This is a genomic window from Streptomyces sp. NPDC059454, from assembly GCF_042749965.1.
GTDB lineage: Bacteria > Actinomycetota > Actinomycetes > Streptomycetales > Streptomycetaceae > Streptomyces.
In genome coordinates this window covers 16892-33720 of record NZ_JBHYVC010000045.1, presented here as the reverse complement: position 1 = coordinate 33720, position 16829 = coordinate 16892, and the positions used below count along the sequence as shown (strand labels likewise).

The following is a 16829-nucleotide window of genomic DNA, read 5'->3' as shown; positions in this document are numbered from 1 at the left end:
TGCGGTTTGGCCGCGGCGTCCCCGGTCGGGCGTGTTGCCGGGGTGCGGCCGCTTACTGGGGGGCCCCGGCACCTCTTCGGCCCCCCACGGCGCGGGGTGTGAAACCGCGCGCGGGGCACGCCCGGCAGGCCCCCGCCCCCGCTCTCCCCCTTCCTCCGGACACCCCGGTCGTCCCGCCGAACGGCCGCACCGGACACCCGGTGTCCCCACCGGATATCCAGCCGTCCGCCGGTCTTCTTCCAGATGGGTTGCGTTGAAATGGACAAGGAACAGAAGCTCCGGGACTACCTCAAGCGAGCGAGCGCCGATCTGAAGCGTTCGCGGCAGCGGGTGAGCGAGCTGGAGGCGGCGGCCACCGAGCCCATCGCGATCGTCGGCATGAGCTGCCGCTACCCGGGCGGCGTGAGCAGCCCCGAGGACCTGTGGCGGATGCTGGTCGCCGGTGAGGACGGCATCACCCCCATGCCCGACGACCGCGGCTGGGAGGCCGCGATCGGCGACGGGCCCGCCGACTTCGCCGGCGGCTTCCTGCACGACGCGCCCGCCTTCGACGCGGACTTCTTCGGCATCTCGCCGCGCGAGGCGCTCTCCATGGACCCGCAGCAGCGCCTGCTCCTGGAGACCTCCTGGGAGGCCTTCGAGCGCGCCGGGATCGACCCGTCCGGCGTCCGCGGCAGCCGCACCGGCATGTTCGTCGGCGCCATGCCGCAGGACTACCGCGTCGGCCCCGACGACGACGTCCAGGGCTTCCAGCTGACCGGCAACGCCACCAGCATCCTGTCCGGCCGGCTCTCCTACTTCTACGGCGCCGTCGGCCCCGCCGTCACCGTCGACACCGCCTGCTCGTCCTCCCTGGTCGCCCTGCACCTGGCCGCGCAGTCGCTGCGCGCGGGGGAGTGCTCGCTGGCGCTGGCGGCCGGTGTCACCGTGATGGCGAGCCCCACCACGTTCGTCGAGTTCGCCCGCCAGGGCGGCCTCGCGGGAGACGGCCGCTGCAAGTCCTTCGCCGACGCCGCCAACGGCACCGGCTGGTCCGAGGGCGTCGGCGTCCTCGTCCTGGAGCGGCTGTCCGAGGCCCGCCGCAACGGCCACCACGTACTCGCCGTGGTGCGCGGCTCCGCCGTCAACCAGGACGGCGCCTCCAACGGCCTGACCGCCCCCAACGGCCCCTCGCAGCAGCGCGTCATCGAGGCCGCCCTGGTCAACGCCCGCCTCTCCGCCGCCGAGGTCGACGCGGTCGAGGCGCACGGCACCGGCACCGTCCTCGGCGACCCCGTCGAGGCGCAGGCGCTGCTCGCCACCTACGGCCGGGGCCGCGACCCGCAGCGGCCGCTGCTGCTCGGCTCGGTGAAGTCCAACATCAGCCACACCCAGGCCGCCGCCGGCATCGCCGGCATCATCAAGATGGTCATGGCGATGCGCCACGACCTGCTCCCGCGCACCCTGCACGTGGACCGGCCGTCCACCCACGTCGACTGGACCGAGGGAGCCGTCCGCCTCCTCACCGAGCCCGTACCGTGGCCGCGCCGCGAGAACGCCCCGCGCCGCGCCGGTGTCTCCTCCTTCGGCCTGTCCGGCACCAACGCGCACACCATCATCGAGGAGGCCCCCGCCGAGGAGCCCGCCGCGGACGGCGCCCAGGAGGCCCCCGCGGCCCCCGCCGTCGAGCCCGGCGTCCTGCCGTGGCTGCTGTCCGGCCGCACCACCGACGCCCTGCGCGAGCAGGCCGGCCGGCTGCTGGCGCACCTCCGCGACCGGCCCGCGCTCACCGCCCTCGACGCCGCCCACGCCCTGGCGACCACCCGCTCCGCCTTCGAGCACCGCGCCGCGCTCACCGCCGCCGACCGCGACACCGCCCTCGCCGCCCTCACGGCGCTCGCCGCCGGCGAGGAGACGCCCGGCCTCACCGTCCGCCGGACGCGCGGCCGCCCCAAGCTCGCCGTGCTCTTCTCCGGCCAGGGCTCCCAGCGCCCCGGCATGGGCCGTGACCTGTACGCCCGCTTCCCCGTCTTCGCCCACGCCCTCGACGAGATCCTCGGCCACCTCGACGCCGGACTCGACCGCCCGCTGCGCCCCCTGCTGCTGGCCGGGGAGGGCACCGCCGAGGCCGCCCTGCTCGACCGCACCGGATACGCGCAGCCCGCTCTCTTCGCCCTCGAAGTCGCCCTGTACCGGCTGATCGAGTCCTGGGGCCTCACCCCCGACCACGTCACCGGCCACTCCGTCGGCGAGATCGCCGCCGCGCACGTCGCGGGCGTCTTCTCCCTGGCGGACGCCTGCACCCTGGTCCTCGCCCGCGGCCGGCTGATGGAGGCGCTGCCCGAGGGCGGCGCCATGGTCTCCGTCGAGGCCACCGAGGACGAGGTGGCCCCGCTGGTCGCCGAGCGCGCCGACCGGGTGTCGATCGCCGCCCTCAACGGCCCCTCGGCGGTGGTCGTCGCGGGCACCGCCGCCGACGTCGAAGCCGTCGCCGCGCACTTCACCGCGCTCGGCCGCCGCACCCGCCGGCTGCGCGTCTCGCACGCCTTCCACTCGCCGCTGATGGAGCCGATGCTCGCGGAGTTCCGGGAGATCGTCGCCGGACTGTCCCCGCAGGCCCCCGCGCTCCCCGTGGTCTCCAACCTCACCGGCACGCCCGCCACCGTCGAGCAGCTGACCTCCGCCGACTACTGGGCCGACCACGTCCGCCGCCCCGTCCGCTTCGCCGACGGCGTCTCCTGGCTGGCCGCCCACGGCACCGGTGTGCTCCTCGAACTCGGCCCCGACGGCACCCTGTCCGCGCTGAGCCGCGCCTGCCTGGACGCCGCCGGGCACGAGGACGTCGCCGTCCTGCCCGCCCTGCGCAAGGACCGGCCCGAGTCCACCGCGCTCACCGAGACCGCCGCCGGCCTGTACCTGCACGGCGTTCCGCTGCGCTGGGAACGCTGGTTCGAGGGCACCGGCGCCCACCGCGCCGACCTGCCGACCTACGCCTTCCAGCACCGCCGGTACTGGCCCAAGGGCGTCACCGGCACGGCCGGCGACGTACGGGCCGCCGGCCTCGGCGCCGCCCACCACCCGCTGCTGGCCGCCGCCGTCACCCTCGCCAACTCCGACGGGCTGCTGCTCACCGGCCGCCTCTCGGTGCGCACCCACCCCTGGCTCGCCGACCACGCGGTGCGCGGCACCGTCCTGCTGCCCGGCACAGCCTTCCTGGAGCTGGCGGTGCGGGCCGGCGACGAGGTCGGCTGCGACCGCGTCGAGGACCTCACCCTCGCCGCCCCGCTCGCCCTGCCCGAGGACGGCGGCGTCCAGGTCCAGGTGTGGATCGCCGGGCCCGACGACACCGGCCGCCGCAGCCTCAGCCTCTACGCCCGCCCCGACGGCGACGACGACCGGCCCTGGACCCGGCACGCCACCGGCACCCTCGCCCCCGGCGCCCGCCACGAGGACGGCTTCGACGCGGCCGTGTGGCCCCCGGCCGACGCCGAGCCGGTCGACCTGGACGGCTTCTACGACTCGCTCGCCGACGCCGGATTCGGCTACGGCCCGGCCTTCCGCGGCCTGCGGGCGGTGTGGCGGCGCGGCGAGGAGACCTTCGCCGAGGTCGCCCTCGACGCCGGACCCGCCGGGGACGCGCCCTCCTTCGGCCTCCACCCCGCACTGCTCGACGCGGCCCTGCACGCCACCGCCTTCGCCCCGCTCGGCGAGGACGGACACGGCGGCCTGCCGTTTTCCTGGCAGGACGTCACCCTGCACGCGAGCGGCGCCACCGAGGCCCGCGTGCGGCTCGTCCCGGCCGGCGACGACGCCGTGTCGATCGCCGTCACCGACGCCACCGGCGCGCCCGTCGCCTCCGTGGCCTCCCTGGTGCTGCGCACCGCCCCGGACGCGCGCGCCACCGCGGCCTCCGCCCTGGAGCGGGACGCGCTGTTCGCCCTGGACTGGACCCGGATCACCGCCTCCGCCGACGGCACCGCCCCGCCCGCGACCGCCGGTCTGCTCGGCACCGACCCCTTCGGCCTCACCGCCGCCCTGACCGCCGCCGGCGTGACGGTCACCGACGGCGGCGGGGGGACGCCGGACCTGGTCCTCGCCCCCGTCGCCGGCGCGGGCGAGGACCACGTGCTCACCTCGGTGCACGAGGTCACCTCCCGCGCCCTCGGCCACCTGAAGGACTGGCTCGACGACCCGGCCCGGTCCGGCTCCCGGCTGGTCTTCGTCACCCGGGGCGCCGTCGCCACCGACGGCGGCGGCGTCACCGACCCCGCCGCGGCGGCCGTCTGGGGCCTGGTCCGCTCCGCGCAGACCGAACACCCCGGCCGCTTCGGCCTGGTGGACCTCGACCCGGCGTCCCCGGCCGACCCCGCCGCCCTCGCGGCCGCCCTCACCGCCGACGAACCGCAGACCGCCCTGCGCGACGGCGCGGTCCTCGGCGCCCGCCTCGCCCGCGTCCGCCCGCCCGCCGAGCGGGACACCCCCGCCTGGAACCCCGACGGCACCGTCGTGATCACCGGCGGAACCGGCGGCCTGGGCGCCGTCCTCGCCCGCCACCTCGTCGCCGAACACGGCGTACGGCACCTGCTCCTCGTCGGCAGGCGCGGACCCGACGCCCCCGGCGCCGCCGAACTGGCCGACACCCTGCGCGAGTCCGGCGCCGAGGTCACCCTTTGGGCGTGCGACGCCGCCGACCCCGACGCCGTCGCCGCGCTGTTCGCCGCGATCCCCGAGGACCACCCCGCCACCGCCGTGGTGCACACCGCGGGCGTCCTCGACGACGGGCTCGTGGAGTCCTTCACCGCCGACCGCCTCACCGCCGTCCTGCGGCCCAAGGCCGACGCCGTCTGGCACCTGCACCGGGCCACGCGCGACCTCGACCTCGCCGCGTTCGTCGTCTTTTCCTCCTTCGCCGGCACCGCCGGCGCCCCCGCCCAGGCCGGCTACGCCGCCGCCAACGCCTTCCTCGACGCGCTCGCCGCGACCCGCCGCGCCTGCGGGCTGCCCGGACTCTCCCTCGGCTGGGGCCCCTGGGCGCCCGGCACCGGCATGACCGGCGAACTGACCGAGCACGACCTGCGCCGCCTGTCCCGCTCCGGCACGCCCCCGCTCACCCCCGAGGACGGCCTCGCCCTCTTCGACACCGCCCTCGCCCTGCCCCGCGCGGCCGTCCTGCCCGTCCGGCTCGACCTGGCCACGCTGCGCGGCCAGGGAGAGGTGCCGCCGCTGCTGCGGGGCCTGATCCGGGCCCGCCGCCGCACCGTGCGCACCGGCTCCGAGGCCGCCCTCGGCCTCACCCAGCGGCTGTCCCGGCTCGACGCCGAGGCCCGCACCGAGACCGTCACCGACCTGGTGCGCGCCCAGGTGGCCGCCGTCCTCGGCCACGCCTCCGCCACGGACATCGACCCCGAACGCGCCTTCCAGGACCTCGGCTTCGACTCCCTGACCGCCGTCGAGCTGCGCAACCGGCTCGCCGCCGTCACCGGTCTGCGCACCTCGGCCACCGTCGTCTTCGACTACCCCACGGTGTCCGCGCTCGCCGCCCACCTGCTGGAGGAGCTGACCGGCGACGCGGACACGGGCGCGGCCGCCCCGGCGGCCGGCCCGGCCGCCACCGCCGACGACCCGATCGTCATCGTCGGCATGAGCTGCCGCTACCCCGGCGGCGTCAGCTCCCCCGACGACCTGTGGCGCCTGGTCACCGAGGGCACCGACGCGGTCGGCGGACTGCCCGTCAACCGCGGCTGGGACCTGGACTCCCTGTACCACCCGGACCCCGACCACCCCGGAACCTCGTACACCCGCCACGGCGGATTCCTGCACGACGCCGGTGACTTCGACCCCGGCTTCTTCGGCATGAGCCCCCGCGAGGCGCTGGCCACCGACTCCCAGCAGCGGCTGCTCCTGGAGGCGTCCTGGACCGCCGTGGAGCACGCCGGCATCGACCCGGTCTCCCTGCGCGGCAGCCGCACCGGCGTCTTCGCCGGCGTCATGTACAGCGACTACTCCGCCACCCTCGCCGACGAGCGCTTCGAGGGACACCAGGGCAGCGGCACCGCGCCCAGCATCGCCTCCGGCCGGGTCTCCTACGCCCTCGGCCTGGAAGGCCCCGCGGTCACCGTCGACACCGCCTGCTCCTCCTCCCTGGTCGCCATGCACTGGGCGATGCAGGCCCTGCGCTCCGGGGAGTGCTCCCTCGCCCTGGCCGGCGGCGTCACCGTGATGTCCACGCCGACCTCCCTGATCGAGTTCTCCCGCCAGCGCGGCCTGTCGCCCGACGGCCGCTGCAAGGCCTTCTCCGACGACGCCGACGGCGTCGGCTGGTCCGAGGGCGTCGGCGTCCTCGTCCTGGAACGCCTCTCCGACGCCCGCCGCAACGGCCACCGCGTCCTGGCCGTGGTGCGCGGCTCCGCCGTCAACCAGGACGGCGCCTCCAACGGCCTCACCGCACCCAACGGCCCCTCCCAGCAGCGCGTCATCCGCCAGGCCCTCGGCGCCGCCGGACTGACCCCCGCCGACGTGGACGCCGTCGAGGCGCACGGCACCGGCACCAGTCTCGGCGACCCCATCGAGGCCCAGGCCCTGCTCGCCACCTACGGCCAGGACCGCGACCCCGAACGCCCCCTGCTGCTCGGCTCGGTGAAGTCCAACCTGGGTCACACCCAGGCCGCCGCGGGCGTCGCCGGCGTGATCAAGATGGTCATGGCGATGCGCCACGGCGAACTGCCGCGCACCCTGCACGCCGACCGCCCCTCCCGCCACGTCGACTGGGAGTCCGGCGCGGTCGCGCTCCTCCAGGAGCACACCGCCTGGCCCGAGACGGACCGCCCCCGCCGCGCCGCCGTCTCCTCCTTCGGCATCAGCGGCACCAACGCGCACGTCGTCCTGGAGCAGCCCGCACCGCAGCCCGAGCCCCGCCCCGCGAGCACCGACGGCACCCACGGCATTGACGCCCCCGCCGTCCTGCCGTGGGTCCTGTCCGGCCGCACCCGGCCCGCGCTGCGCGCCCAGGCCGCCCGCCTGCTGGCCCACCTGGACGAGCGCCCCGCCCTCGCGCCCGCCGACGTGACCCTCTCCCTGGCCACCACCCGGCCCGCGTTCGAGCAGCGCGCCGTCGCCGTCGGCACCCCCGACGACGTACGGCGGGCCCTGGCCGCCCTCGCCGCCGACCGGCCCGACCCGGCACTGGTCCTCGGTGAGACCGGCGGCGCCGGCCGCACCGCCCTGCTGTTCACCGGGCAGGGCAGCCAGCGCCCCGGCACCGGCCGCGGACTGTACGCCCGTTACCCGGAGTTCGCCGCCGCGCTGGACGAGGTCGTGGCGAAGCTCGACCCGCTGCTCACCGACCCGGAGACGGACACTGCGCCGCGCTCCCTCAAGGACGTCCTGTTCGCCGAGGACGGCACCCCCGAGGCCGCCGCGCTCTACGAGACCGGCTGGACCCAGCCCGCCCTGTTCGCCCTCGAAACCGCCCTGTACCACCTGGTCCGCTCCTGGGGCGTGCGCCCCGGCGTGCTCCTCGGCCACTCCATCGGCGGCATCACCGCCGCCCACGCCGCGGGCGTCCTCTCCCTGGACGACGCCTGCGTTTTGGTCGCCGCGCGCGCCCGGCTCATGCAGGCGCTGCCCGAGGGCGGCGCCATGTACTCCGTACAGGCCACCGAGGACGAGGTGCTGCCGCTGCTGGACGGCCTGGCGGACCAGGTCTGTCTGGCCGCCGTCAACAGCCCCGGCTCCGTCGTGGTCGCCGGGGACGAGGACGCCGCCGAGCGCGTCGCCGCCCACTTCGCCGGTCAGGGCCGCACCACCCGCCGGCTGCGGGTCAGCCACGCCTTCCACTCGCCGCGCATGGACGCCATGCTCGACGCCTACCGCCGGGTCGCCGAGGGCCTGACCTACCACGAGCCGGCCGTGCCGGTCGTCTCCGACCTCACCGGCCGCCCCGCCACCGGCGACGACCTGCGCACCGCCGACTACTGGGTGCGCCACGTCCGTGGCACCGTCCGCTTCGCCGACGCCGTGCGCGCCGCCCACGAGGCGGGCGCCGCCACCTTCCTCGAACTCGGCCCCGGCGGCTCCCTGGCCGCCCTCGCCGAGGACACCCTCGGCGACGACGCCGGCACCGACGCCGTGCCGCTGCTGCGCACCGACCGCCCCGAGGACGTCAGCGCCCTCACCGCCCTCGCCCGCCTGCACGTGCGCGGGGTCCGCGTGGACTGGTCCGCCCTGCACACCGGCGCCACCACCGTCGAACTGCCCACCTACGCCTTCCAGCACGAGACGTACTGGCCGGACACCACCGCCCCCGGCACCCGCCGAGCCGCCCCGGACCCCGCCGACGCCGCCCTGTGGACCGCCGTCGAACGCGGCGACGCCGCCGGGCTCGCCGGACTGCTCGGCCTGCGCGACGAGGAGCACGCCTCCCTGTACGCGCTGCTGCCCTCGCTGTCGTCCTGGCGGCGCGCCCGCCAGGAGAAGTCCGTCCTGGACGCCGCCCGCTACCAGGTCGCCTGGCGGCCCGCCACCACCACCGGCGCCCCCGTCCTGGACGGCACCTGGCTGGCCGTCACCACCGCCGGCGACGAGGCCGACGAGGTCCTCGACGCGCTGCGCGGCCACGGCGCCCTGCTCCGGCGCCTCGAACTCGACGCCTCCCACCTCGACCGCGAGCGGCTCGCCGACGCCCTGCGCGCCGCCGGGGCCACCGACGCCGCCGGCGTCCTGAACCTGCTGCCGCTCGCCGACGGCCCCCACCCCACCGGCACGACCCCGGGGGACACCGCCACCGGCGGTCTCCCGCCCGGCTTCGCCCTCGGCGTCGTCCTCGCCCAGGCCTGCGGCGACACCGGCACCACCGCCCCGCTGTGGACGGTCACCCGCGGCGCCGTCTCCACCGGCACCGGCGACCCGCTCACCCACCCCGCCCGCGCCGCCCACTGGGGCCTGGGCCGGGTCACCGCCCTGGAACGCCCCGAGCAGCCGGGCGGCCTCGTCGACCTGCCGGCCGTCCTCGACGCGCCCGCCGCGCAGCGCCTGGCCGGCGTGCTCGCCGCCCGCGACGGCGACGACCAGGTCGCCGTCCGGGCCTCCGGCGTACTCGCCCGCCGCGTCGTCCGCCACCCCGGCGCCGACCTGCCCCGCGAGGACGCCCTCACCGTCTCCGGCACCGTCCTCGTCACCGGCGGCACCGGCGGACTCGGCGCCGAGACCGCCCGTCTGCTGGCCCGCGCCGGCGCCGCCCACCTGATCCTCACCAGCCGGCGCGGCCCCGACGCGCCGGGCGCCGCCGAACTCGCCGCCGAACTTGAGGAGTCGGGCGCCCGCGTCACCCTCGCCGCCTGCGACAGCGCCGACCGCGACGCCCTCGCCGCCGTCCTCGCCGCCGTCCCCGACGACGCCCCGCTCACCGGTGTGGTGCACGCCGCCGGCGTCGGCCAGGCCGCCCCCCTGTCTGCCACCCCGCTGGCCGACACGGCCGCCGCGATGGCCGCCAAGACCCTCGGCGCCGCCCACCTCGACGCCCTGCTCGACGGCCACGACCTGGACTTCTTCCTGCTGTACTCGTCCGTCGCCGGAGTGTGGGGCAGCGCCGGACAGAGCGCCTACGCCGCCGCCAACGCCTACCTCGACGCCCTCGCCGAGCACCGGCGCGCCCGCGGCCTGGCCGCCACCGCCGTCGCCTGGGGCCCGTGGGCCGAGATCGGCATGGCCCACGCACACCACTCCGTCTCCGACACCCTGGAACGCAGCGGACTGCGCCTGCTGGCCCCCGCCACCGCCGTCACGGAACTGCGCCGCGCCCTCGTCCAGCGGGACACCGCGGTCACCGTCGCCGACGTCGACTGGGAGCAGTACCACCCGGTCTTCACCGCCGTACGCGCCAGCCGCCTGTTCGACGAGATCGACACCGTCCGCGCGCTGGCCGCCCCGGCGGACGCCACCGCCGCCGTCTCCGAACTGGCCGGACGGCTGCGCGGGCTGACCGGCGACGAGCAGCAGCGGCTGCTCCTGGACCTGGTGCGCTCCGAGGCCGCCGTCGTCCTCGGCCACACCTCCGCCGACGGCGTCCCCGCCAAGCGCGCCTTCCGCGACGCGGGCTTCGACTCGCTGACCGCCGTGGAACTGCGCAAGCGCCTCGCCGCGCTCACCGGCCTCGCCCTGCCCACCACCCTGGTCTTCGACCACCCCAGCCCGGCCGCCCTCGCCCGCCACCTCCGGGACGAACTCCTCGGCACCGGCGACAGCGCGTCGCCCGCCGTCATCGGCCCGGCCGTCACCGACGAGCCCATCGCCATCATCGGCATGAGCTGCCGCTTCCCCGGCGGCGCCCGCTCCGCCGACGCGTTCTGGCGGCTCGTCGCCGACGGCACCGACACCATCTCCGAATTCCCCGCCAACCGCGGCTGGGACGCCGACGCCCTCTACGACCCCGACCCCGACAACCCCGGCACCACCTACTCCACCCTCGGCGGCTTCCTGCACGACGCGGGCGAGTTCGACCCCGGCTTCTTCGGCATCTCGCCACGCGAGGCCGTCACCATGGACCCGCAGCAGCGGCTGCTCCTGGAGACCACCTGGGAGGCGTTCGAGCACGCCGGGATCGACCCCGCCGCCGTGCACTCCACGCCCACCGGCACCTTCATCGGCTCCACCTACCAGGACTACGGCGTCGCCATGGACGACGGCTCCGCCGGGCACGCCGTCACCGGCTCCAGCCCCAGCGTCCTGTCCGGCCGCCTCGCCTACACCTTCGGCCTGGAGGGCCCGGCGGTCACCGTCGACACCGCCTGCTCCTCCTCCCTGGTCGCGCTGCACCTGGCCTGCCAGTCGCTGCGCAACGGCGAGAGCAGCCTCGCCCTCGCGGGCGGCGCCACCGTCATGACCAACCCGATGTCGTTCATCGCGTTCAGCCGGCAGCGGGCGCTGGCCCGCGACGGACGCTGCAAGGCGTTCTCCGACGACGCCGACGGCATGACCCTCGCCGAGGGCATCGGCGTCCTCGTCCTGGAACGCCTCTCCGACGCCCGCCGCAACGGCCACGACATCCTCGCCGTCGTCCGCGGCTCCGCCATCAACCAGGACGGCGCCTCCAACGGCCTCACCGCCCCCAACGGCCCCTCCCAGGTCCGCGTCATCCGCCAGGCCCTGAACGCCGCCGGGCTCGCCGCCGACGACATCGACGTGGTCGAGGCACACGGCACCGGCACCGCGCTCGGCGACCCCATCGAGGCGCAGGCCCTGCTCACCACCTACGGCCAGGACCGCGACCCCGAACGCCCCCTGCTGCTCGGCTCGGTGAAGTCCAACATCGGCCACACCCAGTCGGCGGCCGGTGTCGCCGGCATCATCAAGATGGTCATGGCGATGCGGCACGGCACCCTGCCGCGCACCCTGCACGCCGACCGCCCCTCCAGCCACGTCGACTGGGAGTCCGGCGCCGTCCGCCTCGTCACCGAGACCACCGACTGGCGCAAGGACGACGCCCCGCTGCGCTGCGCCGTCTCCTCCTTCGGCATCAGCGGCACCAACGCGCACGCCATCCTGGAACAGGCGCCCGCCGCCCCGGAACCCGCCGAGGCCGCCGAGCCCACGCTTCCGGCCGGCGGCACCCTGCCCTGGATCCTGTCCGCCGCCGCCCCGGCCGCGCTGCGCGGTCAGGCCCGCAACCTCGCCGCGCACGTCACCGCCGCCGAGCCGCACCCCGCCGACGTCGGCCACACCCTGATCACCGCCCGCTCCGTACTGGAGCACCGCGCCGTCGCCCTCGGCACCACCACCGGTGAACTCACCGGCGCGCTCACCGCGTTCGCCGACGGCGAGTCCACCGCCCAGGTGGTGAGCGGCACCGCCGACACCGACGGCCGCACCGTGTTCGTCTTCCCCGGGCAGGGCTCCCAGTGGGCCGGCATGGGCGCCGAACTCCTCGACACCTCACCCGTGTTCGCCGAGCGGCTGCACGAGTGCGCCGCCGCGCTCGCCCCGTTCACCGACTGGTCCCTGACCGACGTCGTCCGCGGCGCCGACGGCGCGCCCGACTTCGACCGCGTCGACGTCGTCCAGCCCGCCACCTGGGCCGTGATGGTGTCCCTGGCCGAGCTGTGGCGCGCCCACGGCGTCACCCCGGACGCCGTCGTCGGCCACTCCCAGGGCGAGATCGCCGCCGCCGTCGTCTCCGGCGCCCTGTCCCTGGAGGACGGCGCCCGCGTCGTCGCCCTGCGCAGCCAGGCCATCGGCCGCGTCCTGGCCGGCGCCGGCGGCATGATGTCCGTCCAACTGCCCGCCGCCGAGGCCGAGGAGTACCTGGCCGCCCACGACGGCGCCGTGTCCGTCGCCGCCGTCAACGGGCCACGCTCCGTGGTCCTCGCCGGCACCCCCGACGCGCTCGACGCCCTGCACGCCGAGTTCACCGCCCGGGACGTACGCGCCCGCCGCGTCGCCGTGGACTACGCCTCCCACTCCTCGCAGGTCGAGCGCATCCACGACGAACTCCTGGAACTCCTCGCCCCCGTGACGCCTCATCAGGCACGGGTGCCGTTCCACTCCACCGTCACCGGAGAAATCCTCGACGCCGCCGCCACGGACGCCGCCTACTGGTACCGCAACCTGCGGCAGACCGTCCGCTTCGAGGACGCCGTACGCGCCCTCCTCGGCGCCGGACACACCGTGTTCGTCGAGATCAGCCCGCACCCCGTGCTCACCATGGCGGTGCAGGCCACCGCCGAGGAGAGCGGCGACCACGTTGCAGTCACCGGCACCCTGCGCCGCGAACAGGGCGGCACCGGCCGCTTCCTGACCTCCCTCGCCGAGCAGTGGGTCCGCGGCGGCCGCGCCGACTGGACCGCCGTCTACGCCGGCTGCGGCGCCCGCAGGACATCCCTGCCCACCTACGCCTTCCAGCGCGAGCACCTGTGGACCGAGGCCGCGCCGCCGCGCGCCGCGGGCGACGGCGACGGCGCCGACGCAGAGTTCTGGACCGAGGTCGAGCAGGAGGACGTCGACTCCCTCGCCACCCGCCTGCACCTGGACCGCGACGCCCTCGCCCCCGTCCTGCCCGCCCTGTCCACCTGGCGACGGCAGCGCCGCGACCGCTCCACCGTCGGCTCCTGGCGCTACCGCGCCGGCTGGAAGCCGCTCGGCGCCCTGCCCGACGCCGCCCTCACCGGCACCTGGCTGCTGGTCACCGCCGACGGCACCGACCCCGAACACACCGCCGCCGTACGGGAGGCGCTCACCGCGCACGGCGCCGACCCGGTGCCGCTGCGCCTCGACGCCGCCGACACCGACCGCGGCCACCTCGCCGCCCGCCTGCGCGACCTGCCCGAACCCACCGGTGTGGTGTCGCTGCTGGCCGCCGCCGAGGACACCGGCACCCTCCACCCCGTGCTGCCCGCCGGGCTCGCGCTCTCCGTCACCCTGATCCAGGCCCTCGGCGACGCCGGCGTCGACGCGCCCCTGTGGGCGCTGACCCGCGGCGCCGTCTCCACCGGCCGCGCCGACCGGCTCACCCGGCCCACGCAGGCCATGGTGCACGGCCTCGGCTGGACCGCCGCGCTGGAACACCCGCAGCGCTGGGGCGGCACCGTCGACCTGCCCGAAACCCTCGACCACCGCGCCGCCCAGCGGCTCGCCGCCGTCCTCACCGGCAGCACCGGCGAGGACCAGCTCGCCGTCCGCGCCTCCGGCGTCCTCGCCCGCCGCGTCGCCCCGGCGCCCGCCCCCGCCGGCGGCCCCGGCTGGAGCCCGCGCGGCACCGTCCTGGTCACCGGCGGCACCGGCACCCTCGGCCCCCACCTGGCCCGCTGGCTCGCCGACCAGGGCGCCCGCGACCTGGTCCTCACCAGCCGCCGCGGCGACAGCGCCCCCGGCGCCGCCGAACTCGTCGCCGATCTCGCCGGACGCGGCTGCACCGCCACCGTCGCCGCCTGCGACGTCACCGACCGGGACGCCGTCGCCGCGCTCCTGGACCGGCTCGCCGCCGAGGGCCGCACCGTCCGCAGCGTCTTCCACACCGCCGCCGTCATCGAACTCCAGTCGATCGACGAGACCGGCCTGGACGCCTTCGCCAAGGTCGTGCACGCCAAGACCGCCGGCGCCGCCCACCTCGACGAACTCCTCGACGACGACCAGCTCGACGCGTTCGTCCTGTACTCCTCCACCGCCGGCATGTGGGGCAGCGGCCGGCACGCCGCGTACGTCGCCGCCAACGCCCACCTCAACGCGCTCGCCGAGCACCGCCGCGCCCGCGGCGCCCGCGCCACCGCGATCTCGTGGGGCATCTGGGCCGACGACATGAAGCTCGGCCGCGTCGACCCCGGCCAGATCCGCCGCAGCGGACTGGTCTTCATGAACCCCGAGCTGGCCCTCGCCGGACTCCGGGGGGCCCTCGACGCCGACGAGGGCGTCCTCGCCGTCGCCGACGTCGACTGGGACCGCTACCACCCGGTGTTCACCTCCTCGCGGCCCACCGACCTCTTCGAGGACGTCCCCGACGTACGGCGGCTGACCGAGGAGTCCCAAACCCGCGCCGCCGACGGCGGCGAGTTCGCCGGCCGACTGCGCGCCCTGCCCGCCGGCGAACAGGACCGCCTCCTGCTGGACCTGGTCCGCTCCGAGGCTGCCACCGTCCTCGGCCACGCCTCCCCGGAGGTGCTGTCCGAACGCCGCGCCTTCCGCGACGTCGGCTTCGACTCGCTCACCGCCGTCGACCTGCGCAACCGGCTCGCCGCCGTCACCGGCCTCACCCTGCCGAGCACCCTCGTGTTCGACTACCCGGACCCGCTCACCCTCGTCGCGCACCTGCGCGGCCTCGTCGGCGGCCCCGGCACCGAGGACGGCGGACCGGTGCGCACCACCGCCGCCGTCGACGACGAGCCCATCGCCGTCGTCGCCATGAGCTGCCGCTACCCCGGCGGCATCACCAGCCCCGAGGCCCTGTGGGACCTCGTCGCGGCCGGCGGCGACGCCATCACCGGTTTCCCCGCCGACCGCGGCTGGGACGCCGACGCCCTCTACGACCCCGACCCCGACAAGCCCGGCACCACCTACTCCACCCAGGGCGGCTTCCTCCACGACGTCGCCGACTTCGACGCCGCCTTCTTCGGCATCTCCCCGCGCGAGGCCCTCGCCATGGACCCGCAGCAGCGGCTCCTGCTGGAGACCGGCTGGGAGGTCCTGGAACGCGCCGGCATCGACCCCGCCACCCTCCGAGGCAGCCTCACCGGCACCTTCATCGGCGCCAGCTACCAGGACTACACGGCGGGCGGCGCCTCGACCGAGGGCGCCGAGGGCCACCTCATCACCGGCACCATCTCCAGCGTCCTGTCCGGCCGCCTCGCCTACACCTTCGGCCTGGAGGGCCCGGCCGTCACCCTGGACACCGCCTGCTCCTCCTCGCTCGTCGCGCTGCACCTGGCCTGCCAGTCGCTGCGCAACGGCGAGAGCACCCTCGCCCTCGCCGGCGGCGTCAGCGTCATGGCCACCCCCAGCGCCTTCACCGGCTTCAGCCGCCAGCGCGCCATGGCCCCCGACGGCCGCTGCAAGGCGTACGCCGAGGGCGCCGACGGCATGAGCCTCGCCGAGGGCGTCGGCCTCGTCCTGGTCGAACGGCTCTCCGACGCCCGCCGCAACGGCCACCCCGTGCTCGCCGTGATCCGCGGCTCCGCCGTCAACCAGGACGGCGCCTCCAACGGCCTTACCGCCCCCAACGGCCCCTCCCAGGCCCGGGTGATCCGCCAGGCCCTCAGCAACGCGAACCTCACCCCGGCCGACGTCGACGTGGTCGAGGGCCACGGCACCGGCACCGCGCTCGGCGACCCGATCGAGGCGCAGGCCCTGCTCGCCACCTACGGCCAGGGACGGCCCGCCGACCGGCCGCTGCTGCTCGGCTCGGTGAAGTCCAACATCGGCCACACCCAGATGGCGTCCGGCATCGCCGGCGTCATGAAGATGGTCATGGCGATGCGCCACGGCACCGTGCCGCCCACCCTGCACGTGGACACCCCCTCCAGCCACGTCGACTGGGACTCCGGCGCCATCGACCTGGCCACCGACACCGTGCCCTGGCCCGAGACCGGCCGGCCCCGCCGCGCCGCCGTCTCCTCCTTCGGCCTCAGCGGCACCAACGTCCACACCGTCGTCGAACAGGCCCCCGAGACCCCCGACGCCGACGAGGCGCGGACCGCGCCCGCCGCGGACCCCGGCACCCTGCCGGCCGGCGTGCCACTGGTCCTGTCCGCCCGCACCGCCCCCGCCCTGCGCGCCCAGGCCGGCCGGCTCCTCGAACACACCGAGGACCACCCGGACGTCCCGCTGCTCGACGTGGCCCACTCCCTGGCCACCACCCGCGGCACCCTGGAACACCGCGCCGCCGTCCTGGCCGGCGACCGCGACGGGGTCCTGCGCGCCCTGGCCGCCCTGCGCGACGGCACCCCCGACGGCGCCCTCGTCACCGGCGCCCCCACCCGGGGCCGCATGGCCTTCCTGTTCACCGGGCAGGGCAGCCAGCGCGCCGCCATGGGCCGCGAACTGTACGGCCGCCACCCGGTCTTCGCGGACGCCCTGGACGACGTCCTCACCCGCTTCGACCGGGAACTCGAACACCCGCTGCGGGACGTGCTGTTCGCCGACGAGGGCACCGCGAACGCGGCCCTCCTGCACGACACCGCCTACACCCAGCCCGCCCTCTTCGCCCTCGAGGTGGCCCTCTACCGGCTCGTCGAGTCCTGGGGCACCGTCCCCGACGGCGTCGCCGGCCACTCCGTCGGCGAACTCGCCGCCGCCCACGTCGCGGGCGTCCTCTCCCTGGACGACGCCTGCACCCTCGTCGCCGCCCGGGGCCGCCTGATGGCCGCCCT

The 16829-nt window shown here is 76.5% G+C and carries 1 protein-coding gene (cut by a window edge); it reads left to right on the top strand.

Annotated features, from left to right (window positions below; genetic code table 11):
• Positions 1-258: 258 nt before the first annotated feature.
• On the top strand, positions 259-16829 hold the 5' portion of the coding sequence (locus tag ACFXAE_RS25780; RefSeq protein WP_384718927.1) for a type I polyketide synthase. It continues 12082 nt past the right edge of the window; the window shows 16571 of its 28653 coding nt (coding positions 1-16571); it begins with the start codon at positions 259-261; its stop codon lies beyond the right edge, outside the window.